Annotated in this window: 20 protein-coding genes; 5 read left to right on the top strand and 15 right to left on the bottom strand. The window is 51.8% G+C overall.

The genetic code is table 11. The features are described 5' to 3' along the window. Nucleotides 1–118: 118 nt before the first annotated feature. The 6 genes from EI77_RS15050 to EI77_RS15075 all read right to left on the bottom strand — a co-directional run bounded on the left by EI77_RS15050 (nucleotide 119) and on the right by EI77_RS15075 (nucleotide 9,343). On the bottom strand, nucleotides 119–1,495 hold the full coding sequence (locus EI77_RS15050) for a sulfatase family protein (protein ID WP_166647278.1): 1,377 nt from the start codon (nucleotides 1,493–1,495) through the stop codon (nucleotides 119–121). Between the two features lie 16 nt (nucleotides 1,496–1,511). Then, on the bottom strand, nucleotides 1,512–3,437 hold the full coding sequence (locus tag EI77_RS15055) for a sulfatase (protein ID WP_208300365.1): 1,926 nt from the start codon (nucleotides 3,435–3,437) through the stop codon (nucleotides 1,512–1,514). Nucleotides 3,438–3,586: 149 nt separating this feature from the next. Beyond that, a complete protein-coding gene (locus EI77_RS15060) occupies nucleotides 3,587–5,035 on the bottom strand; it encodes a DUF1501 domain-containing protein (protein ID WP_133796114.1) in 1,449 nt (482 codons plus the stop codon). Between the two features lie 19 nt (nucleotides 5,036–5,054). Further along, on the bottom strand, nucleotides 5,055–7,475 hold the full coding sequence (locus EI77_RS15065; protein ID WP_133796115.1) for a DUF1549 domain-containing protein: 2,421 nt from the start codon (nucleotides 7,473–7,475) through the stop codon (nucleotides 5,055–5,057). Nucleotides 7,476–7,645: 170 nt separating this feature from the next. Beyond that, complete coding sequence (locus EI77_RS15070) at nucleotides 7,646–8,764, bottom strand: hypothetical protein (RefSeq protein WP_133796116.1); 1,119 nt, start codon at nucleotides 8,762–8,764, stop codon at nucleotides 7,646–7,648. A gap of 12 nt (nucleotides 8,765–8,776) precedes the next feature. Next, nucleotides 8,777–9,343, bottom strand: coding sequence for a TPM domain-containing protein (locus EI77_RS15075; protein WP_166647279.1), 567 nt, complete (start codon nucleotides 9,341–9,343; stop codon nucleotides 8,777–8,779). Between the two features lie 261 nt (nucleotides 9,344–9,604). On the opposite strand from EI77_RS15075, the gene EI77_RS15080 reads away from it, so the two are divergent. Together EI77_RS15080 and EI77_RS15085 are read left to right on the top strand one after the other, a co-directional pair. Then, nucleotides 9,605–10,927, top strand: coding sequence for a hypothetical protein (locus tag EI77_RS15080; RefSeq protein WP_133796118.1), 1,323 nt, complete (start codon nucleotides 9,605–9,607; stop codon nucleotides 10,925–10,927). A 164-nt stretch (nucleotides 10,928–11,091) separates the two neighbouring features. Continuing rightward, a complete protein-coding gene (locus tag EI77_RS15085) occupies nucleotides 11,092–12,354 on the top strand; it encodes a Glu/Leu/Phe/Val family dehydrogenase (protein ID WP_243838873.1) in 1,263 nt (420 codons plus the stop codon). Between the two features lie 38 nt (nucleotides 12,355–12,392). On the opposite strand, the gene rpoN is transcribed toward EI77_RS15085, so the two are convergent. Both rpoN and EI77_RS15095 read right to left on the bottom strand, forming a co-directional pair. Further along, a complete protein-coding gene (rpoN, locus tag EI77_RS15090) occupies nucleotides 12,393–13,817 on the bottom strand; it encodes an RNA polymerase factor sigma-54 (protein ID WP_133796119.1) in 1,425 nt (474 codons plus the stop codon). Between the two features lie 147 nt (nucleotides 13,818–13,964). Continuing rightward, nucleotides 13,965–14,807 (bottom strand): hypothetical protein, encoded by an 843-nt coding sequence (locus EI77_RS15095; RefSeq protein WP_133796120.1) that lies wholly within the window; start codon nucleotides 14,805–14,807, stop codon nucleotides 13,965–13,967. 176 nt (nucleotides 14,808–14,983) lie between these two features. Between EI77_RS15095 and EI77_RS15100 the strand changes: the two genes are divergently transcribed. Beyond that, a complete protein-coding gene (locus tag EI77_RS15100; RefSeq protein WP_133796121.1) occupies nucleotides 14,984–15,235 on the top strand; it encodes a hypothetical protein in 252 nt (83 codons plus the stop codon). A 544-nt stretch (nucleotides 15,236–15,779) separates the two neighbouring features. Beyond that, on the top strand, nucleotides 15,780–16,895 hold the full coding sequence (locus EI77_RS15105) for a tyrosine-type recombinase/integrase (protein ID WP_166647280.1): 1,116 nt from the start codon (nucleotides 15,780–15,782) through the stop codon (nucleotides 16,893–16,895). Between the two features lie 2 nt (nucleotides 16,896–16,897). On the opposite strand, the gene EI77_RS15110 is transcribed toward EI77_RS15105, so the two are convergent. Continuing rightward, nucleotides 16,898–17,305: a MerR family transcriptional regulator gene (locus EI77_RS15110; protein WP_133796123.1), complete on the bottom strand. Its 408-nt coding sequence runs from the start codon at nucleotides 17,303–17,305 to the stop codon at nucleotides 16,898–16,900. Between the two features lie 102 nt (nucleotides 17,306–17,407). After that, on the bottom strand, nucleotides 17,408–17,974 hold the full coding sequence (locus EI77_RS15115; protein ID WP_133796124.1) for a tyrosine-type recombinase/integrase: 567 nt from the start codon (nucleotides 17,972–17,974) through the stop codon (nucleotides 17,408–17,410). 26 nt (nucleotides 17,975–18,000) lie between these two features. Here EI77_RS15115 and EI77_RS15120 point away from each other — a divergent pair, with 26 nt between their 5' ends. Next, entirely contained in the window at nucleotides 18,001–18,795 is a 795-nt protein-coding gene (locus EI77_RS15120) for a hypothetical protein (protein ID WP_133796125.1), read from the top strand. Between the two features lie 4 nt (nucleotides 18,796–18,799). Here the strand turns inward: EI77_RS15120 and EI77_RS15125 are convergent, their stop codons facing one another. The 5 genes from EI77_RS15125 to EI77_RS15140 all read right to left on the bottom strand — a co-directional run bounded on the left by EI77_RS15125 (nucleotide 18,800) and on the right by EI77_RS15140 (nucleotide 23,113). Continuing rightward, nucleotides 18,800–19,660 (bottom strand): hypothetical protein, encoded by an 861-nt coding sequence (locus tag EI77_RS15125; protein ID WP_133796126.1) that lies wholly within the window; start codon nucleotides 19,658–19,660, stop codon nucleotides 18,800–18,802. Between the two features lie 75 nt (nucleotides 19,661–19,735). Next, entirely contained in the window at nucleotides 19,736–20,710 is a 975-nt protein-coding gene (locus tag EI77_RS15130; protein WP_208300366.1) for a tyrosine-type recombinase/integrase, read from the bottom strand. A 97-nt stretch (nucleotides 20,711–20,807) separates the two neighbouring features. Then, the gene (locus EI77_RS24250) at nucleotides 20,808–21,236 is read right to left on the bottom strand and encodes a type II CBASS E2 protein (RefSeq protein WP_486660001.1); all 429 of its coding nucleotides are present in this window, start codon (nucleotides 21,234–21,236) and stop codon (nucleotides 20,808–20,810) included. Continuing rightward, entirely contained in the window at nucleotides 21,220–22,353 is a 1,134-nt protein-coding gene (locus EI77_RS15135; protein ID WP_133796127.1) for a cyclic GMP-AMP synthase DncV-like nucleotidyltransferase, read from the bottom strand. The genes EI77_RS24250 and EI77_RS15135 overlap by 17 nt, the downstream gene beginning before the upstream one ends. 7 nt (nucleotides 22,354–22,360) lie before the next feature. Next, a complete protein-coding gene (locus EI77_RS15140) occupies nucleotides 22,361–23,113 on the bottom strand; it encodes a DUF6602 domain-containing protein (protein ID WP_133796128.1) in 753 nt (250 codons plus the stop codon). Between the last annotated feature and the right edge of the window lie 28 nt (nucleotides 23,114–23,141).

Consider the following 23,141-nt stretch of genomic DNA (forward strand, 5'->3'; position numbering starts at 1 on the left):
AAGTGGGGCAAAGATCAATTTTGTTTCTTCCTTAACGGATCTTTTTGCGCTGGGCTCAGGGAGTTTCGTCGTGCCGTTATTTGCAGGACGAAGGTAATGCTCTCCCTGGCAGAAGGTTTTATTTCCAATTCTTGGGCTCGTCACTCCATTCGGTGAAAACCTGCCTCTCTGTCACCGGCCACCATGCGGCGATCTTATCAGCCAGGCGCTTCACGATCTCTGGATGGTCTTTGGCCAAATTTTGGTTTTCCTGCGGATCTGCCGAGAGGTCGTAGAGTTGAGGGCGTTTCTCAGTGCGTGGATGTGTCTTAGCATAGTTAGCTCCCAATTGACCATCATAGGTCAAAAGCAGTTTCCAATTGCCTTCGATGACCCAGCGAAAAAGCAGGCTGTCTTCTGGCTTGTCCACATTGGCCACATCATGGTCAAACGTCTCGCCATAGATCGTGTCCCGCTCGAGCTTTTTGCCATCACGCAGCAGAGGCATGAGATCCACACCCGGAAGATTTTCTGGTATTCTAGCACCGGCAGCACTGAGGAGAGTGGGCATCAGGTCGATGCTGCTCACAAGGTCATCACGCTTGCCGGGTTTGATCACTCCAGGCCAGCTCAGCATGATGGGCTGGCGGGTCCCCCCTTCATTGGGCGACTGTTTAGAACGAAGCGCGTAACCTTTGCTGTCTGGATCCTGGATCCAGCCATTGTCGCAGATGTAATAGACCAACGTATTTTCAGTTAGGCCTTTCTGATCCAAGTAATCCAAGAGCTGGCCGCAGGTTTCGTCGAACCATTCGCACATGGCGTAGTATTTGGCCACGTTTAGTGAGTCCACCTTGTCCCGGTATTTGGCCAGCAGGCGCTCAGGTGGCGTGTGCGGCGTATGCGGCATGAAGGGTGAATACCAGAGATAGAATGGCTTCTTCTCGGACTGAGCATGATCCACAAAATCATAGATAGGCTGAAGTCCTTCCCGGCCAATTTTGAGCCCGTCATCGCCGTGACGCCCCCCTTTTTCGGGAAATCCTCGTGTCATGCCGTGAGTGAAACCGCCACGCTGAAAAGAACCCTCCCACCATTTCCCAGACTGGTGGCTGAGATAGCCTTTTTCACCCAGCAATTTCGGCAATGTGGGCTGCTTGTCAAAGTGGCTAATCAGGCGCTCACGCAATGCATCGTAACCAGGTGAATTCTTCCCCAGATCTGATGCGGGATCGTTGCCAGAGATCATATGCTGATGTGCATAACGACCTGTCGCAAGAGTGGCCAAAGAGGGGCGGCAAAGTGCAGTGGGGACATGTCCACGAGTAAAGACTGCACTGCGCGCAGCCAGCTTATCCAGGTTTGGCGTCTTGATCACTGGATGATCCATGAATCCATAGTCTGTATAGGCCTGATCATCCGACAGAATGAATACAATGTTAGGCGGAGCATCTGCTGCTTTCGCAAATCCGGCCGTCATGGCCAGGGCGGTGATGAGGGTGAGAAGGCATTTCATGGTTGGGGAAAATGGGTCAGGGATGAGAAGCGAAGTTCCAGACCTTGGCCAGTTGGCCGGTCTTTTTGGACAAAATGGTGATGGACTCAATCTCCACCGGGGACTTTCCCGCAGGCAGATACAGACGGAAGCCTGCCAGGGAACTTGCTATTGGCATTTCAATGGAAATATCCTGCCATTCACCGCCCCCTGGAAGTGCAGAGGTGGCAACGTTCACATCCTCTGTAAAAGTCTCCTGGTCACCGGTGCGCCAATGCAGCCTCACTTCTCCCCCAGCAGTACTGCGTGCGCGCATTTTGAGGACGGTAGGTCCTGGTGATTTTACTGAGGCATTCCCAAGGAATGGATGCCTGCCGTCGGCCTCAATGTGCAGTGCGCCGTTCACCAGAGTGGCCTTGCAGAGCTTTGGCACCAGGCCACGCATGGGGTCTGCACTGACTCCTCGCCTATTCACTGGGGCATTGTAGGCGGGATTTGGCTTTGGCACCAGTGCCTCAGTGTCTTTGAGATAGACGTCTATCAATGCATCGAGTTGCTTCACTTTATCTGGCATTTTTTCTGCCAGATTTATCTTTTCTCCGATGTCAGACTTTAGGTTATACAGTTCACGAGGCACGCCAACATCGAACCATCGCACCAGCTTAAAATCCCCCTGGCACACCGTGACGCCACCTTCATTCGGTCGATATGGAAAGTAATTAAAAAAGGCGGTGCGGGCGAGGCTTCCCTGCCCTGTTAATACAGGGGCCAGAGAGATGCCATCCATCTTCTGCAATTCCGGCTTGGCAATTCCAGCCAGATCTAAAACCGTTGGATAAATGTCGATATGCCCTACAAGGCTGCCATCATTGACCGATCCAGGCTTGATTCGCTTTCCCCAGGACCAAATCATTGGCACGCGGGTGCCCCCCTCGTAGAGCGAGCTTTTACCTTCGCGGAGAGGAGAGTTGTCCGTGGGGCCCCTGTCTCCGGCCCATTTACGCCAGTCGGCCATGGCCTCGCTTTTAACCTTCTCAGCTTTGGCTGTCTTGGCTGTGCTTGCGATATTGCTATGCACATTGCCACCATTGTCAGAATAGAAGATGATGATCGTGTTTTCTGTTAGACCTTGTTTATCCAGTTCATCAATGATCCGGCCAAAGCACTCGTCCACGCTCCGCAGCATTGAGGCCATGATTGGATTTCCCTGCACACCCCGCGGGTCTGTCTTTTTGGCGAACTCCGCTGTGTATTCTGGCTTGTGGCCCCACGGGCCGTGCACTCCATAAGACCATAAGTTCAGGAAAAAAGGCTGGCCTTTGCTGGCTGCGATGAATTTTACGGCCTCCAATGCCTGGCGGTCCACGATGTATTCTCCATCTGGACTATCCGTAATGGTGCCCACTTTGTTTTTGGCAGTAGGCTGCCCTTCAGTTATTACCCCATACGGAGAGAAATAGTTCCCCGGTGGTCCAGGATCAGGAGCGCAGTGAAAGGCTACATCAAACCCCTGTTTCTCGGGCCGATGCTGCTCCTGCAAGCCCAAGTGCCACTTGCCAATGTGTGCGGTGCGATACCCCACCCCTTTTAGAGCCTCCGCTAAAGTGATTTCAGACGGATCGAGATAATTCTTGCTTTCCGGACTGATCATCGGTCGGTTTGCTGGAGCTTCATCTGGCAAGAAATTGTGCCCGGCCGCCTGAGGCGGTTGATGCCCGCTGGCTGTCAGAATTCCATGCCGGGTCGCATATTTCCCAGTCAAGACGCTCGCCCGAGTAGGTGAGCAAAGCGGATTTGCATAAGCCCTGGTAAAACGCATTCCGCGTTCAGCAAAGCGGTCAATGTTGGGCGTCTCATAATATTTGGAGCCATAGACCCCGCTGTCCATCCAGCCCATGTCATCGACAAGAAAAAGGACAATGTTAGGCTTCTGCGCCGCATTCAAGGTAACTGCACAGGACAACAGCCCGAGTGATAGCACTACAAGATAATATTGCGACCTGTGAACCAGCGCTCTGGGGGTAACGGATAATAAACGAAACAACGGGAATCTCATGGATTGATAACGCAAAATTCAGGGCTGTGTTTCGGCAAGAATCAGCGATTTCCACATCATGCAAAAATTTCGGTTACAGCCTTTCCTTTCCCATCTTCAGTCACATAAAAGGGACGGCCCTCGATAAGGTATTCCGTCTTTGGACTGATGCCCATGGCTGTCATGATCGTGGCGTGCAGATCCATCACCGTGACTGGATTTTTAGTGGCTACCAAAGGTCGTTCGTCAGCCGTTTCGCCATAAATATAGCCCCGCTTCACCCCGCCCCCAAACATCACAACACTTGTGCCTGCGGTGAAGTGACGATGAAGGCCATAGTGCTTCATTTCCTCCAATCGATCGACTTTAAAGGTAGCCTGGTCATTTGCTATGGAGCCGGGCTTCCCCTCCATGATGGCATCGCGGCTGAACTCGCTGGCAATGATGACTAGCGTCCGGTCTAACAAACCACCTTCTTCAAGGTCTTTCACCAGGGTGGCGATGGGCAGATCCATTTCCTTGTGCAGACCATCTACCGTGGTGTGCCCATCTTTGTGTGTATCCCACTGAAAGAACGGCACGTACTCGGTGGTCACTTCCACGAAACGCACACCAGCTTCAACCAGACGCCGGGCCAGCAAACAGCCACGACCAAAGCGCCCGGTGTCATACTTCGCGTAGCTTTCTTTCGGCTCCAGTGTGATGTCAAAGGCCTCGCGTTCCTTGGAACTCAACAGGCGGTAGGCATTGTCCATGCTGCGAATGAGTGACTGCTGCTGGTGATCACTCATGTAATCCCGATGAGGGCTTTGATCCACGAGCTTGCGAAAGAGTTTATCGCGGTTGGCAAACCGGTTTGCATCCATTCCCTTCGGCGGTTTGACGGAAGTGGCCGCTTCTTCTGGATAAGGCAGATTCATGGGTCCGTATTCGCTGCCGAAAAAACCCGCTGTGGTAAAAGCTTTCAGTTCTTCACTTTCACCCACGCCTTCCAGACGCTGCCCAACATTGACGAAAGCTGGCATTACATCATTCCGCGGCCCCAGCACTTTGGCCATCCATGAGCCGATGTGTGGGCATGCCACCGTCTGCGGTGGCACATATCCCGTGTGCCAATGATACTGATGACGACTGTGGAGAATGCTCCCCAGGTCTGGCTGAACGGCGCTGCGGATCAATGTCGCCCGGTCCATCACCTGGGCGATGTTTTCCAACCCGTGGCAAATTTTCATGCCATCCACAGCTGTATCAATCGCAGGAAAGGTGCTCAGCATCTGGGAGACCTCCAGGCCCTTTTCAAATGGCACATACCGCTTCGGATCAAAAGTTTCTGGAGCTGCCATCCCACCCGCCATCCACAGCAGGATGCAGGCATCTGCTTTGGCCTCAGGATGCTGCAATCCCGCTCCTCGGACCATCTTCGGCTGACCCGTCATCCAAGCCGCAGTACCTGCTGCCGCAAGCTGCCGGATGAAATCCCGCCTAACAATGGATTGAGGAGCGTGAGGATCGAGATCGAGTTTCATCTTTTGAATCGGTTAATGATTATCGAACAAACATAAACTCCGGCTGCATCACCAGCGCCCATAGCAAATCTTGGATCTGGGTCGCCGCTGGTTGATTTCCCAGCATCTCCACCGCGATGTCCAGCTCAGGAGCAGTAGGATCCCGTGTCAGCGCCTGTTGATAGACCCAGCGCACCATTTCGGCAGAGGATTTCCATTCGCGCCCGGCCAAATTGTTAGCTCCGGTAGCCATTGCATTGGTCAGCACCTCCCCGTTGGAAAGATCCAGAGCTTCCAGAGTCGTGATCTCGTTTGGCCGCATAGAAACAATCTGATCTCGGTTTGGACGTCCGAGGGATCTCATCAAAAAGTTGCTTTTCAAAAGACTGGCTCTCACCACCAGATGGCCGCTCTTTCCGCCTTGTGAAAGAAGGCCCGGGCCTTGGGCATTGAGGGCCTGCCGCCAGGAGCCGCTCGGTTTCACCACGGTCACGGGTTTCCATCCTTTGGCAGCAATCGCTCCCAGTCGGCCTTCTTTGCCTTCTGGCACATTCGGATTCCATTCCCAAGTGTTATCCGTGGTCAATGTCTCCTCGCTGCCGTCAGCCATTTTTAAACGAGCTTCAAAGTACATGCCCGCCGGGTTGGGCTTCTTGCCAGCATTGCTGGCCTTGATCACGAGATTGTTCTGCCCAACCACAAGTTTGTCATGCAAGGGCACTGACACAATCTGCTCCCAGTTCTCACTGCCCGTCACTTTGCGCCCGTTCAGATAAAGGGTAAAACCATTATCACAGGTCATGATGGCAGATCCCTGTGCAACGGCTTGGTTCAGCTTTATAACTTTGCGAAACAAGATGGTCTCCCCGGCAGGAGGCACACTTCCCGGCTTGGCTGAATCACCCCAGATCCACTGGCCTTGGAGCTGGATCTTGCGAGCCAGTTCAGGGTCAGGTTTTCCACGAAAGACTGAGGCATCCATCTTATCGGGAGCAGCCCCCGTTATACGCCAAATGCCGTCCAGAAACTGCTCTGCGGTCAGGCGCTTTGCCCTTACGCCTTTAAATACATAATGGCCATCATCCTCACTTATCATCACTTCGCCTTCAGATTGGTAAAGATCTGAGGTGGCGATCAGTGCCAGCGTCTTTTTTAAATCATAGGCATTCTCTTGCAAATGGGTGGCCAAGTAATCTAGCAAATCTGAATTCCATGGAGCCGTATCCATCGCATCCAGTGGATGTACAATCCCACGCCCCATCAAGCGGTGCCAAAGCCTGTTTACAATCGTGCGAGTGAAGCGTCCGTTTTCAGGATGCGTCATCAGGTCCGCCAGTTGTTTCAGGCGTTCTTCACGGGGAGCTTCCGCATCCACTTGTCCGATCTCGGGAAACAGCCACCCTGCCCTGGCCTGCCTTCCCACGGGCTTGTCACAGCGGTGAATATCCAGCGGCCTCTCCGCATAGATGGCCGCCAGTCCATAAGCTTCGTCGAGCTTCCATCGGTCCACAAAACTGTCATGGCAAGAAGCGCACTTCAAATTGATACCCAGGAAAGACTGCCCCACGCTTTGCGCAAACTGGATTTCCACCGTCTGTCCTGCGCTTACCTCTCCACGCCACTTAATGCCATCAATGAAGCCCCGGCTTTCCTGGGTTGGAGGCGCGATAAGCTCATGTGTAAACTGGTCAAACTTCTTGTTATGCAGCAGTGCATCATACAGCCACTTACTCACCTGCTTACGACCACCGGTAATGAAACCAGTGCCGCCGTAATCATTGCGCAGCAGATCATTCCAAAACGTGAGCCAGTGCTCAGCATAATCCACATCCCGGCCAAGCAATGTGTTAATCAACCTCGTCCGCTTATCCTCTCCCTTATCCTTTTGAAAATCCGCCAGTTCCTCGGGTGTCGGCAGCAGACCGATCAGATCAAGATAAGCGCGGCGCATAAATGCACCATCTTCCAGGGCTTTGGGGTGCGGCAGCTTCCTTTCTGCCAGATAGGCATCCATGAGCCGGTCCACTTCATTTGTCCTTCCATCAATGATGGGGGGCAAAACGACCGATCTAGGTTTCAAGGGCGGCTCATAGGCTGGTTTTTTGAAAGCAAACCCAGGCTCCCAAGGCAGACCTTCCTCCACCCACTGTCTCAGCAGCGCCACCTCTTCTTTGGCCAGGCCTTTTCCTTTCGGAGGCATTCTCAGGTCTGAATCCTCCGTGCTAACCATTTCTAACAAGATGCTTTCATGAGGCTTCTTTGAATCGACGACCAAGCCATTTTCCCCTCCCATCATCAAAGACCCCCGGTCATTCATCGAAAAGCCACCCTTCTTTTTGTCACCCATGTGGCATTCCGCGCAGTGCTTCCGCAAAATCGGCACCACCTGATGTGCAAAATCCACAGCCGCCCAACATGGAACTGCAGCCCACAGGACAAAGGGCAAAAGTATGATTTTCATTCAGAAAGGGTGGAATTGATGGCCGAGATGCGATGCCACCTCCCTCCAAACGATCCCATCGTTGGGAAATCATCAGCAAAGTTTGTGTCGGATGCCGCAAGACAAATCATTGCACGTTTCATCCACCATGGTCCGGCATAGTTCGCCACTCTCCTTTTACAATGCAGATTTTAGCGGCTTTTGGGACCGTGCTGCATGACGGCACCTGCACCCCCAGAAAAAGCTCCACCAAGTCTCGGGCGTACTTCCGTCTCGGGCAGTATCCAGACGTGGCGTATTCTCCTGGCGGCGAAATAGCGGAGGAGAGATCTCACACCATACCCCATTACAGCCAAGAAGAGAACACATCCGACGCTGATCCCCACCGTTTGAATGATGCCAGCTCCTTCTCCGTAAACAATCGCAGGGACCGTAAAACCCTGCGAGGGAGCCACCTCATGGAGTATATTGGCCTTGCCTTCTTGCGAAATCGTTGATGCTAGCGGGGGAAGTGACTTTTCCAGCCAGAAAAGACGGGTGGACAATTTGACGGCGAAACGCTGAAGCTGCTGCTCGGGATCGTTCACCAGCAGAGAGTCCTGGATACAATCTTCGGCCATCTCGGTCATACCGCCGAGGGAACTGGCTTGGCTCAGACTCGGACTCACCAAAAAGCGGGTGCGCCAGGGCTCTCCTACTGGATAGACAGCTAGGCAAAGCTCGCGGCCTGCACCGAGACGGGCGATCAGCGGATTGAGTGAGGCTGCCGAACTGAGTTTTTGGTCTCGACCAATCACTAATATGTACAGACGAATGCGAGATTCTGTGGAGTGAAATTGTAAAAGACGCTCCAGATCCAGCAACGGCACTTCGGTCAATAGCCCCTGCGGATTGATCAAGTATTCATTCACCGGCACGTTCTGCAGCCCCGCGAGTATGGACTCCGGAATATCCTGAAGGGCAAGGCTAGGAGTTGGACTGACTTTGGCTGGCTGATGCGTCTCGTTCAATAGTCCGCCGTGCAGAAACAAGGACAGATCATGTGAATCCAGCCCCGGCTCATCTAGAAGCAATGGCGGAGATTTTAGTGCGGCAGGACTTCCCAGATAAAAACTGTCTTGGGGTTCCAGGCTACTGCTTTCCGGCAGCAAATTGGAAAAATTACTGCCCGGGCTGGGCTGGATAGATTCTCCACTGTCCCAAGTGGGCAGAGGAGGCTCACTCTCCGCATATAATGGGCAGGCCAAAGCAACAATGGCCCACGCCAATGTCAGAAGCAAAGCCTGCCGTATTTTTGGAGAAGCATTCATGGTCAGATGCAGTCATGCTTTCGTGCCTGTACGCTGGTGGCGATGGGCAGCACGAAGCGGCTGCAGTCCCATTCCACCCAGATCCCCCGTGCCAGGACCCGGCGGGACATCCGGCAGGGTGCGAGTCGCAGACTGTGCCAGCCTCCGGCCAAACAGGCCGACTGCGTTTTCCAGCGCCTGCCCATATCTCCGCCGGTTCAGAAAACTGTTCATCTGGCTCAAAATATGTCTCAGCTCAGCTTCATGGATATGGCTTTCCAATGCATATCCAAGGGTAAGGGCAGCCACATGTCGCTGGCAGTCGATGACAAGAGCAGTACCGAAATCATTTCGTTTAGCAATTTGCTGAGTGTGAAATGCACCGTGATTGATTAGCCAGAACCCAAGATCTGCCGCTGTTAGCGAAGCGGGGAGAGTACCCAGATAAATGGCAAAAAAACACTGGGGGAAACGACGCTCGAAATCATCCAAAACAATCTCTAAAGCCCGATGTTCCTTGAGGCTCAAGCAGTTAGCATTATCCGTCAGTCGCTCCAGCCGCACCCAATCTGCTCCCAGGAGCGTTCTAACAGTGCTCACGCTAAAATGACACTGCGCGCATTCTTCCATATCTGGAAGTAAATTAGCCGCGCAATGTGGACATTTCATATTTTCAATAAAAGCTAAAAATCAAGCAAGCGCAATATCATTTTGAGACTGCCCCTGTAAAACCCTTAGAGTTTAATTGTTCACGAAAAAAGTGTTTACACTCTTGAGTCGTTATGGTTCAAATCAATGGAATACATTGTCAGGATTGAACGTTCAAAGTTTCTGACCCATCCCCCCTCAGCATCGCCCATCATGAGACACAAATATTTATTCACGCTGGTAGCACTTGCTTCCCTTCCACTACCAACTCAGGCCAAATGGAGCAAGTTGCCATCTGTGGATGAAAAGCCAGTGAGCATTGCAACGGTTTTTTCCGGCACGACTGTTTACGATTCCAAAGGATTTAATCCCGCCAATGCCCTTCTGATGGGAGATCCAGTGAAGCCTGTCAATCTGGCCTCTGGCAAAAGTGAAGCGATCCTGAAGTTCGCTAAACAATCAGTCATCAAAAACGTGTCTTTCGTTAATGATGGCATTGAGGGAAAAGTCGCCCTTTCCACCAGCACAGATGGCAGCGCATGGAGCCCAGTGGATAACAAAGTCTTCTCCCCTTCGGATCGCTTGATCAAGCTGGACGGCGGCACAGCCCAGGGACGTTACTTGAGAATGCAGTTCGATCTAGTCCGTGGCGGAGTGATCCGCAGTTTTCAGGCCATCGGATCCACGAGCGACGCCAATTACACGGTTACCCAATCCCCAGACGGCACTGGCATGCCAGTGAACTTTGCTGCAGGCATGGGTGGTGGCCGTCTTCTTTATATCAGCCCAGAACTCTTTGGTTCACGCAATGACGCCGTGAAGAGCAATCTTCTGGAATTCCCTGAATCCGACGAAAAATATCGTACCGCAGTTTATGACCTCGGTCAGGTACGCACGCTCAACGAATTCGGTTCGGTCCATTCCCCCCGCCCTGTTCGTTTTTCGGTTTACGCATTTGATAACCTTCCAGAAAAAGAAGACTGGCGCGGACGGTTGGCTTTTGACCCAGCAGTCTTTGATTCTTCTGAGCCTGTAGCCAAAGCTGAAGATACCTCAGGTGCTGGATTTGTTAAGGCCAAGCCCGGTAAGACGGTCAAGTCCCGCTACATTGCCCTTCGCTGGGAGCCAGATTTCAACCCACCCGCATTCAACGCCTATTCTGTCACCATCACTGGCGCAGCCAACGTTTCATTCAGCGGCGGCGGAGTCAGTGTTGATTCATCGACAGTTGACGGAAATACTGTGTTTACGGTTAATGCCGATGGCAATACCAACCTTACCATTACGGTTGGGCCTAATGGCGAGGTCAATGTAGCAGGCTCTGATGCTGGCCCAGGCGCTAACGGTCCTTCGGTTGATGTCAACAATTCAAGCAATAATGGTGAAGGCGGACAGCCACCCACAATGGGGGTAACCGTTGGTGCCCCGAGTGCCAGTGGAGCGGGGCTAGGCGGGCCGAGTGGGAATAATAATTCCGGAACCACCGATGATGAAGACGACGACGACTCTCCGACTCCGCCTAACGCCCCTAATTGATAGGACTGAGCTATATTAATTTGAAAATGCGGGACTGTGATTCAGTCCCGCATTTTTTTTGCGTCTACTATGCATTTCCCTCATCGAAGGGGGCATTCTCTGATCAAAGACAGTTGATCAATGATCTTGGCAAACGCCTGAGACGTTCTTTAATTCATTCATCCATGAGCACCTCCGTTTACGACTCCCCTGTTTTTAACATGGCTTGCCAGCAATTTGATCTGGTGGCTGATTTCCTGGACATCCCGGAAAGCTTGAGAGACCGACTCAAAATGCCACGGCGCGCGCTCACTGTCTCTATTCCTGTGCGGATGGATGATGGCAGCACCAAGGTCTTTACCGGATACAGAGTGCAACACCATCTGACACTCGGGCCGACCAAAGGAGGAATACGTTTCCATCCAGATGTAACGATGGGGGAAGTCGCCGCCCTGGCCATGTGGATGAGCTGGAAATGTGCCCTGACGGGCCTACCCTACGGTGGTGCCAAAGGCGGCGTATGCTGTGACCCTCGGCAACTTTCCATTGGTGAACTCGAACGCCTGACACGTCGATATACACAGGAGCTTATTCCTTTTATCGGCCCTCAACTGGACGTCCCAGCTCCTGACATGGGCACCAATGAGCAGGTAATGGCCTGGATGATGGATACGTATTCGCTCCAAATCGGGCATTGCGTGCCGGGTGTGGTCACGGGTAAGCCTGTGGGCCTGGGAGGTTCCCTGGGGCGCCGGGAATCAACAGGCCGCGGTGTGGCCTATTTAGTCTCACGGGCCATGGATACCTTGGGCATCCGTGCCGAGGGTGCGACGGCCGTGATCCAGGGGTATGGCAATGTCGGCTCCGTGGCCGCCACATCTCTGGCCAAACAAGGTGTTAAAATCCTGGCCGTAAGCGATGCCTACGGCGGCATCCACAATGTGCATGGCCTCGATTTGAATGCCCTCAATGCGTATGTCAGCGAGACAAAAAGCGTGGTCGGCTTTCCTGGAGCTGAGCCAGTCACCAATGCAGAGCTTCTCCTCATTCCTTGTGACATTCTGATTCCCGCAGCCCTGGAGCGCCAGATCAATGGCGAAAATGCTTCTAAAATTCAGTGCCGCATTCTTGCAGAAGGTGCCAATGGACCGACCACTCCTGACGCCGATTTGATCCTTGCAGAACGGCCGGAGATTTTCATTATCCCAGACATTTTGTGCAATAGCGGCGGCGTCATCGTCTCCTACTTCGAGTGGGTGCAGGATCTGCAAAGCTTCTTTTGGGGAGAAGGGGAAGTGATGGACAAGCTCTTCCGTATTCTGGAACAAGCTTTCAACCAGACGCTTCAACTTCACCGCAAGCAGCAGGTTTCCATGCGTTTTGCCGCTCTCAGCCTAGGGATCAAACGTGTGTGGGAGGCGAAGCAGACTCGGGGACTCTACCCATAAAAGCGCTCAGCTTCTGCCTCCAACTGCCCACCCACTCTTCAGGAAAATGATTTCCGCAAGTGGCTGGGCAGGATACCCAAGGCTTCGCGATATTTGGCCACAGTACGTCGGGCCACTTTGATGCCTTGTTTATCCAGCAGTTTCGCCAGCTTATCATCGCTCAGCGGCTTGGCCTTAGTCTCTGTCTTGATGAGGTCCGCAATGGCGTTCTTCACGCTGGTGTTGCTCAGATCCTCTCCAGAATCCGTTTTGACTCCATGGCTGAAGAAAAACTTCAACTCATAGACGCCATGCGGGCTGGCCATGTATTTCCCTGAAATGGCACGGCTGACCGTCGTCTCATGCACCCCTACTTCATCGGCGACCTGGGCCATGTTCAAGGGACGCAGAAAGCTGGTCCCCTTTTCCAAAAACTCCCGCTGATGAGCCAGGATCTGCGTGGCAATCTTGTGGATCGTCTGCTGCCTTTGATGAATGGAGCGGATGAGGAACTTGCCACTGCGGATCTTGTCACGGATATAATTGCGGACTTCTCCACTGCTGCTGGCCTGCCCCAGAAGGTCCTTATAGGCATTGCTAAGACGCAAATTCGGCAGGTCATCATTGTTCATCACCGGCACCCACTCACCGCCCTGCCGCTCGACAATGATGTCAGGGCTGACGTAGTTATTGCTGCTTGGATTGAAGCGGGAGGCTGGTCTTGGATCCAGGGTGCTGATGAAATCCGCAGCCCGGGATACCTGCTCCAGAGGCACACCCAGTTTGCGGGCAAGAATGGGATAACGCTTGTTGGCGAGATCTTCCAAATACTGCTCCACTAATCGATGCGCTAGGCTGTGCTTTTTGCCCAGACGCTCCAACTGTACCAGAAGGCATTCGCGAAGATCATCTGACCCGACACCAACGGGGTCAAACGACATCAAAACCGCCTTGGCGGCATGCAGGTCATCAATCGGGATGCTTTGATACAAGCTCATGTCCTCAATCGAGGCATTGAGAAAACCACGGTCATCCAGACTGCCGATCAAAAACTCCACGTTTTTGACCAAAATCGGATCGCTGATTTCAGCAGTTCGAAGTTGGGTGACCAAATGTTCCTGCATGGTCGTGGGGGCCACGATGGAGTCCATGAGAAACTGCCAGCGCTCCTGATCCTCAGCACTGCGGTTAGTGGTCTGCATCCGGCTCTGAGCCCAGTATTCCCGCCACTCCTCATCCATCTGGGACATGACGTCCAGTTCATCCCGGTCACCGCCATCACGGTCATCTGGGTCATCCGGCACAGCATCATCCAGGGACACCTCCGGAGATTCGAGTTCCAGCACGGGATTGATTTCAATCTCCTGCTGGATGATCTGCCTCAGCTCCAGCGTTGGAGCCTGCAAGATCTGCAAGCTCTGCTGCATCTGGGGGCCGATGGCGAGCTTCTGGGTCTGTGTCTGGTAAAGTCCTTGGTCTGCCATTGGTGGTTGGCGACACCCCTTTCACTGGTGTGACATAGAAGCAAGCATTTATCGGGCCAAAGTGCATATTTCCACGGTATCCTTAACTAATTAGTAAACTGGCACGCAATCCTAGTCAAACCTCACATCACCTCTCGGGAAATGGACTCATCGTTTGGCGGCACCACTTGGGAAAACCGCTCCGGTCACCGCCCCTTCACAATCCAGGATGACCAAGGTTCCGTCCTTCCCTTCATCCAGCTTGCGATGCTGGAGTAATAATCGCGCGACATACAGATTCCCCCATTCTGCTTCCCGGTCCAAATAACGGCCCAGCGGTGTTTCTAAAGCTGCAATCCCTAGACTGGGATTGGGAGAAGCACTGGCGGTGGTCTTCAATTCCAGACAAAGGTGCTCCGCTCTTACGTTAGCGGGCAGGGCCAAGGCATGAATCCGCCGAATCACCACATAGAACCATGAAGGCTGGCTGGCCCTAGTTTTCACAAATTCCTCCAGGCGCTGCTCATGTGTTTCTGCGAAGAGCGGCCAGTCGAGCAGGTATCCACCGTCCGTCTGCGGAACGAGTCGTAGCAGAGCACCCGATGCGTTGCCTTTGTTAGTCCTCACTTCAAAAAGTGGGACCAGCTCCTGCCCTGGCAAAGTCCGCGGAATAGCATTTGCCAGCTTGAGGGACTTTAACCTCGGATGCACCCGCTCAAAAAAACCTTCCACATCCACCTGATGCTCATCTGCTTGGGCGATCGCGGCGGCGCGCTCGGCGGCGGTTTCAGCATTGAATAGACCCTTGATCAGTTTTTCAGCAGCATCTGTGGCTTTTACCAGATCCAAAGACCCGGTAGGCTCTTCACGGGGGATTTCTCCAGGAGTGAAGGGCCTTTCAGCGCGTCGGATTTCCGGCTCATTCTGCACGGGTGGCGACGAAACCGGAGGCTCCACCGGCATGTTTTGAGATCCTACAGCTATCTTCGGATCAAGGAGCGGTTCCGGCACATCTGACACCAGAGGCTCCTTCACTTGGGGTGATGGCTTTGGGTGGGGCGCTGTGAACTCTGCCGCCAGTGGCGGCAACGCACTGTGTTTCCAAAAAAACCATCCGCCTAATCCCAGGACCAGCAGAATAAACAGCCCCAATGGTACATTCCGCTCGTCCCGTTGGGGCTTCCAAGATGGACCTGCTTCGTACTCCACTTCACCCAGAGCTTTTCCCACAGGCTCCTCCCGTGGAGCCAAGTCCATGGATGGCAGAAGTGATTTTGAAGTGCCCGGCGGCCTCGTTGAAGGTTGAGCGGGAGAAGTTGAATCCGGGGGCAGCACTGACGGAACAATCCCGAAAGGCGAAGACCCCGCATGCATCACCGGCGGCCACGCGGGAGCTGCTGCAGGAGCAGGCGGATACTGAGGAGACCCCTGGGGACTGAATAAAGGTTGTTGCTCAGGAGCAGGTGGCCAAGCAGGCGGCTGGCCCGCTGAAGGATGGATAAAACCTGCTCCAGCGGGCTTGGCAGGGGGTGAGTAACCCTGACGTGGAGGGATCACCCGCCTCTGGATGGGCAGACTGATCGCAGGCTGCCCCGGACTACCCGATGCAACGGAATAAGACTCCATTGCTGCGCTGTGAGCGCAATGCGGACACGTGACCATGGCCCCCAACTGCTGAGGCAGTGAGATGAAAGGACGGGCACACGCAGGACAGCGCAAGCTAACAACACCATTGACCATGAGGGCAAACTATTGCGTATTTTACGCATCTTGCCAGCGCTCGGTTTGCACCAAGAATCAATGAGCGGCATTTTTAAAAATGCCCAGGTGCGCCCGCCCGGATTCGAACCGAGAACCAAGGGATTATGAGTCCCCTGCCTTTAGCCTCGAAGCATCTCTACAATCCCTTTGTTTATAGGCATTCGCAGGGGTTCTAAACCGTTTTGAACTTGCTTTTTCACAGTTAAAATTCACGGTATGCACATGAAAGCTGCCTCAAAGACCGTGAAAACGTGGGAAAACACAAGGGTGCAAAACCTGAAGAGGCATAAGTCTGGCCTCTACTATGCGAGACTGTTTGAGAATGGAAAAGACGTCTGGAAACCTCTCAAAACGAAACATTTTTCTGTGGCCGAAGCACGCATTGCAGAGGCACAAAAGGAGCACCGGCAGCACCGCAAGAAAGAGGTTGCTGCTTCCAGTGTTAAAATGACTTTCCAGGATGCAGCAGACCTCCATTCAAAGCAGCTAAGCGGCAGGGTGGATATCAAGGACAGCACCCGACATTATTGGAAGCAGATTCTCACTGCGCTTGGAAAATACTGGCCGGAATTGCCAGCCTCGGAAATCAGAAAATTAACAGAATCGGACTGCCGCGAATGGGCCACACGTTTCGCCAAAACGGCAAGTGCCAATCGCTATAACAATTCCATCGCTTTTCTCCGCCATGTCTTTGATGTGGCAATCGAACAAGGAATTATCCACAAAAATCCTGCCGCTAAGCTGGAGCGCAAGCCAGTGCGGAGCAAGATTCTCGAACTCCCATCTCTTCAGCAGTTCCAAGCCTTCGTGGAGTCTATCAGAGGCCGCCATGGACGGTTTTCAACCCATTGTGCAGATTTCACGGAAGGCCTGGCATACACAGGCTGTCGTAAAACCGAGGGTGGCCGCATCGTGTGGCAGGATCTCAATTTCAAAGCGGGAGAAATTTTGGTGAAAGGTGATCCGACGGACCGCACCAAAAACGGTGAAGTCAGAAGAATTCCAATGATCCCAAGCGCCCGTGCGCTTTTCGAAAGAATGCGCCTTGAGCGCCCAGATGAAGATCCAACTGCTCCGGTTTTTAAAGTTCGTGAATGCCAGAAATCTATGGACCGTGCCGCAGAAACAATCGGAATGATCCGTATCACCCATCACGATTTGCGTCATTTCTTTGCAACCATCTGCATTGAAAGTGGGGTAGATATTCCAACCGTTTCCCGCTGGCTTGGCCACCAGGACGGAGGAATTCTCGCAATGAAAACTTACGGACACCTTCGCCGTGAACATAGTCAGTCCCAGGCCTTGAAGGTTTCCTTCAAGCCGTCAGAAGCGGCATAGGTCTATGTTGATTTCTTGCCCCAGGATCTTGCAATCTGTCCAAGAACTGAGCTCCTCGATTTTTTAGCGGCTCCAGCGCCGGGCATTGTTGAGATTTTGGTGCCCTTGGCTTTATCCTGTTCGCCCGCGCCAATCCGACGTGACTGAATGAACCGATGCCATATATTTTTCTGTTCAGTCGAAAGTTTTTCAACTCTCGCCTTGGCCTGTTTTGGTTTGTCGATGCCGTTGTAAATGCCTGCTTTTTCAAGGATGCGCTCAACCTCCTTGGCGGGAATCAGAATCCTGCCATGCTCTGTGATAGCGTTCACCTTTCCTGCATAAATTTGGCGATAACCCCAGGTCTGGGATTTCCCGAACAGTTCGGCGAATTCGCCAGGAGAATAAGCAACACGGTTCGGGGAAGCCATATCAGCCAGAATGTTCACCTACAAGTGGACGTGAAACAGTTTCATGGGATTCTGTTTCATTTTATTACGCCATTTCGGGGCATTCTCAATCACCAAATCCGGCTATTTCCAAGTCCTCTGGATCAGCGTTCGCTCTTCATCATCCCTCACATCCAGATAAATTGCAGTAGTCGCCGACTGCGAATGGCCGAACCAAAGTTGCAGCAGATTCAGTGGTATCTTTGCAAGGGCTCCGCGAACGCCAAACGCATGACGAAGGCCCTTCGTGGTGGCGTGGATGCCAGTTACCTCCGCTGCCTCCATGACCTGCTTGATGATCCTCCACCCGGTGGTGCGGGAGAAGGTCCATAAAGGGCCTTCGGCTTTTTCATCCGCCAGATGACGCAGGCCCGATAGCAAAGAGTTGGGCACGGGAATTCGCCGGTATTCCCGCCGCTCTCGTTTTTTCAGCGTGCAGATGCGAACCGCGCCAGTAGAGAAATCAACATCCTGTGCGGTCAGGGACAATGCTTCTGATATCCGCATCCCCGTATAATAGATCGCCATGCAGAACAGCGCTTCAAGACGCGGCATTTTACGAGCACATTTGAGGAATCTCCGCCCTTCCGAATGGGTCAGGTATTTGCGCCGCCCTTCGTGGTCATATGCGCTGTAGTTCTCTCGGCTCATGTTTCACCTCCATGAAACAGAATCCCATGAAACTGGTTCACAAATCGTTAACGTCCTGGTTTTCAGGCATCTGCGTTGTGTTAATTGCTATCTCAACTGTGGCAACTGCACAGACGCCCGCCCAACCTGAATATGTTGCTTATTACAACCCGGAGACAGGCTTCAAACCTGCCCAAACCAGCCTGACACAAATCTTCCTGCAACTGGCAGGCAGCCTTGAGCATCATGGCAGCCCAGAGCCTTACATCCGCCACATGCAGGCTGAGCATAAACGCATTTCCTCTCTGTATGAGCAGAAAACTGGCAAGCCACACAAAGGACGCATGCCAGCTCACATGGCAGATGAGTATTTGCAGCAGCTCGTTTCGAACTGGAATGCCCTTTCGCCCCGATTGGGGCTTGATACATTTTCCAAAGAGATTGGCCGCTGTGCGCGTGAGGGCATACGCGGCACCCGCAATACTGGCACCATAGCCATTGAGATTTTCAATCAGCACCAGGACCTTGTGATTGAAGGCATGAAGTCGGGTGCAGGTAAAGGGAACGATTTTGAACGATTACGGTCCAAGATCAAAACAGAATTGGAGTTCGATAAGCCAGGTGTAACCTTGGTCGGATATGAAACGCAGCGCCGTGATGCTGTTCGTTATGCTCTCGTTATCGAAGGCCGTTTTCACGCATTGGATAAGAAGATCGATGCTGCACTTCCCACAGAGCAAGCCAGCGAGCTCAAAAACGTGATGCACTGCTTTTTTATGGACCTCTGTGAACTGGCGCATTCAGAGTTTGAAATCGGCATGCTGAATTGGTCGTTACAGTGAATTCCTATTGCGGACCTCTCTCGACATTTCCAGTCGGCGTTGGCAGATCGGTTGGTTTTGACGCGGAATTATCCAGACCAGCCAGTAAATCGGTTGAAAAGACCTTGCCGCCATTCCTCACGGAATTTCTCGGGGGGCTTGGAACTTCAACTTCATTGACTTGCTCGTTATCAGCAAGTTCTCGGCGGCTGGAAGTTTGGTGAACCTCACCATTTCTCTCCAGAACCGGCGTTGTAGAAATCGCTACGTTCTCTTTGAACGAAGACCTGTCCAGCACAGTGTAGGCTTCGTCCTTGCGCCCTGAATCCCACGCTCTGGTGAAATCGTTGCGGTCAGTCACTGGAATCCTTTTCATTTCCGGAGGCATCTCTTTGAGCGCAGACAACATGTCCCGGACACTCTGAGCTTCTTTCTCTTTAACCTCGTCTGGCAATTCAGAGAATTGATACTCATCACGTCGCACACCTTCCCACACACGGTGGCTCATTTGTGCTTTGCCTCCAGCCGTCAATCTGTCCCAAGCGCTTGCGTAGAAATTCTCAAGCTCGTTGAAATCATTCTTTGTGAAAAATTCTTCCTGAATGAAAGCGCCGTATTGCTGGCGCTCACGCTGATTCAAAGCGGTTTCTTGAGTCACCAAATGCACGACCGCGACGAGTTGCGCGTCTGCTTTTCGCCGCTCCTCGTCATTGTGGCTTTGCTCCTTCATTTGCAAACCAGTGAGCTGCTTTTTGGCCTCATTCAGAATTCCTACCAGCATGCTGGTGGAGCTTCCTACCGAAGCTCCACTGCTTGAAAGTTGATGTTCAAGATCCGAAATCCTCGACTGAAGTTTCGAGCTCTCAATTTCATCGATTTTCGACATAGACTCTCCTGCGCATCAGTATAACAAATAATTATTTCACTTTTATTACAGTGGATTGAGCTACCTGAATCGTCTTTAATAGGTCACCTTGAATGTCGGCGAATCCTCGGGCTTCATTGAACGCCTGTCATACAGCCGAGTGGTCGAGATGCTTGAATGCCCGAGCCATTCTTGAACCTTTGCAATGTCCGCATCGTGATCCAGGGCATTGGTCGCTGCCGTTGCTCGCAAGCCATGAACACAAATGGCGCTGGCTTCGATGCCAATTTGGCGGGCGTATTTGCGCACTACGTCTTTATATATTGCATGGCCTGTAAGCGGAGAGGGGCAACCGTCAGCATCACGACTCCGTGCCTTTAGAAACAAAGGCGCTCGAACATCACTCTTGTGCGCGGTGATTGCCAGGTAATCGCTGATTCGCTGGCTGGTATGCGGGTGTATCGGGATGAATCGAATTTTGCCTCCTTTGCCTTCGACGAGGAAATGCATCACTCCACGACGCTCCTGGATATCCCCCACCTTGAGCGAGCAAAGCTCAGCTCGCCGTAGCCCATGAAACAGCAGGGCGGAGAGAATCGCCCGGTCGCGAACCCCTTTCAATGTATCTGGAGCAGGGGCTTCCAAAATGGCTTTGGCACGTTCGTCAGACAGAGCCGGGGACTTCCCTTCATTCGAGCCCATGTTGGGACGCTTCACCCCGTCAGCAGGATTGAATGGCACCGCGTTGCACTCACACAGGTAATCAAAGAGCGATGCCACCGCAGAGAGCTTTCTGCGAACAGTTGCAGCTTCGAGAGTCCTTGCCTCAAGCTGTTTTCGCCAAGCGATCAAATGCGACCGCTTCACGAGTCGAAATTCCTCTGCCTGCCGAATTCCGGCAAACGCCATGAAATCCTGGACATCGCTTTTGTATGCCCGCCGGGTGTTCTTGTTTTCGATATTCGCGAACCACTCGACCTCAGGCGGCACATCTGCCAGTGACTGAAACTCAACTGCCGTCAGCAACCGAGCTTTTGATTTATCAACCAGACCATTTTTGTAATTTTCCAAATTAACCTCTCAATCAATTTATTATAGTATTGATAAAATACATTATCAATACTATATATAAAAATATTAATTCTGAAGGCAATTATCTTGATTCGAGTTAATTTATGGTTCCATGCTGAATCTCTGGACCAAGCCACTTTCCTTCTTCAAGGAATAACTCATAATATGTCAACCATTCTGAAGTCCATGGAATAATCGTCTTGTGGAGATCGTTGCTGGATAGCCATGGCTGAGTTGGCGGATGATATAGGCACAACCTTCCATCACTATACATGTGAATTATGGAACGAGCTTTGATTTCAGGTTTCAAAATTCGCACCTCTGGAATACCCCACTCTGTGTAGCAAATCTGTACAGTATATCTTGTTGAATAAGTAGTGGGACTTATATCCCCCACGCATTCCAACTTTCCGCACTTAAGCTTACAGTGAAAAATAGGGAAGTGTTTCTCTATAAGGTGCTTCTGAACCACGAAATGGCGGTAATGACCAGCCCGGTTTCTCGGTGGTTTAGAAATCCTCGCCATAGAATGAATGAGCTAGATTCGGCACCACTGTAGCACAGGCAGCAACAATTCGACCGTTTCTATCAGTGCCTGCACTCCTAGATGCTAAAATTGCAGCTGCTTTTTGGAGTTCCTGTTTTTTTGCTTTTGCCTCTTCCTCCAATTCTTTAAAGAATCCATCTGACTGGAAGACCCAATCCCATGCTTTGCGAGCCTGGTTTTCGGTGCATTCATCCGAGGACAAAACTTCTAACTCGGAAAGAGCATCTGCGATCCGTCCCTCGAGATTCAACACATTTTGATCCGCTGTGGACTTTGTGAGCTTGGATTTTGGCCAACCTTTATCAGCAAGATTTTCAATTTCCAGATTCCAAGCCAAGCGATTCTTCATTGCTGACAATGTGCCGTGAAATGCTTCATCAAACCGCTCACTCCACTGGAAACATTCAGAAATGAGCATAGTGAGTTTCATTCCGTTAGGGAGGTCCCAATCTTCATTACTGTCCGCATTTCTGCTTCTGCAAAACCTCTTCATGAGTTTGACCATCCTTCGCATTTGGCCCCCGGAGCCTGATATTTGTGCGTTACGGTCGATAACCTCGTCTTCAATCCATTCATTTACACGAGTCGGGTTCGACCTGATCCAGTCCTCTTCTCCCGCGAGTTGAGTAACTCTAATACCAGCATCGTCTTCGAATTCCCGGTAGATTGGAATATCGACGTGGTGTGCATAATCATCTTCATCAGCATAAAACACGCGGACGCAATTTGTCATCAACTTGGGTTGGCGATTGAATCGCTTGTCTCTCAATGCCGCTCTAACCAACTCCCGAACTTCCTGAGCTGTCATTTCTGAACCATCTTCATTTACAAGTTGAGACCGACGGATGACGACGCCGTAGTCAATATCATACTCCTCTGCGGTAAATCGGGTCTGGACCACAGTATCCATGGCAAATGAACCCTGGCTTTGGAAATTGGACTCACCAATCCTGATTTTAGGATGCAGCTCAGGAAGCCTCTTTATCAAACGATCTGCATTAGCTTTTCGGTGAGCGAGAAGCATTTTCCGCATCTCGGGCGGCAGTGATACTTTCTTGTCGTAGAAAGTTTTGATTTGTGAATTGTAGTTATACATATATAGATCACTTTGAAAGTTGCTTCGCGTATGCTGCCCAATCAACAGCTGGAACGGTTCCTACGGATTGCAGTTTTTGCAGCAGCCGGAATAGGAAAAAAACGAGAGCATTTGCTTTGGGTCCAAAAGAGTATTTCCCTGCATCAAATGTATCAAAACAAGCTCCCGTAACAGCAAGTCCACAATCAACCCGCCGTTCATCCTTTAGTTTATTATTGAGCTTCTGGAATGTCGCGCCAAAGCCATCAGACCATTCGATATCCAGAGCCACAATCCCACTTACAAGTTCTATTTGTGGTTTTGGAGGATAAACTCCTCCAGCGTGAGGAATTCCTACCGATGTTCGCTGCATCCGTCGGACGGTTGCGGCTTTATCGGCTGCATATTCCAGATACTTTTTATTAATAGTCGGTTTGCACTCGAACACTGCATAAACAGCCTCTGCTGGCACATAACGATGATGCTTATTATCCAGAAGCGTGGGCGTATATTGTCGATCAAAAACCACTACATCTATTGAATCCGTGGTGTTGCCGGTGCTGTCTAAGATGATGGCTTTTTCAACAGTGTAACGATCAGGCAGATAAAGTCGCAGCACTTCTATGAAATGCTGTTCGTTAACCTCGCCCATATCCCCATTATGGGTGATCCGCTCCGAGGACCTCAGCTTGGATGCTAGGAGACATTGTTCTGAGGCAAAAGCTTCCTGAAGGAACGCTTTGCCATCGGTTTTTGAAAGTGATTTGGCTCGACTGGACATATGCATTAACGCAACACTGTGCCACATG

It is taken from the genome of Prosthecobacter fusiformis (assembly GCF_004364345.1).
Taxonomy (GTDB): Bacteria; Verrucomicrobiota; Verrucomicrobiia; order Verrucomicrobiales; family Verrucomicrobiaceae; genus Prosthecobacter; species Prosthecobacter fusiformis.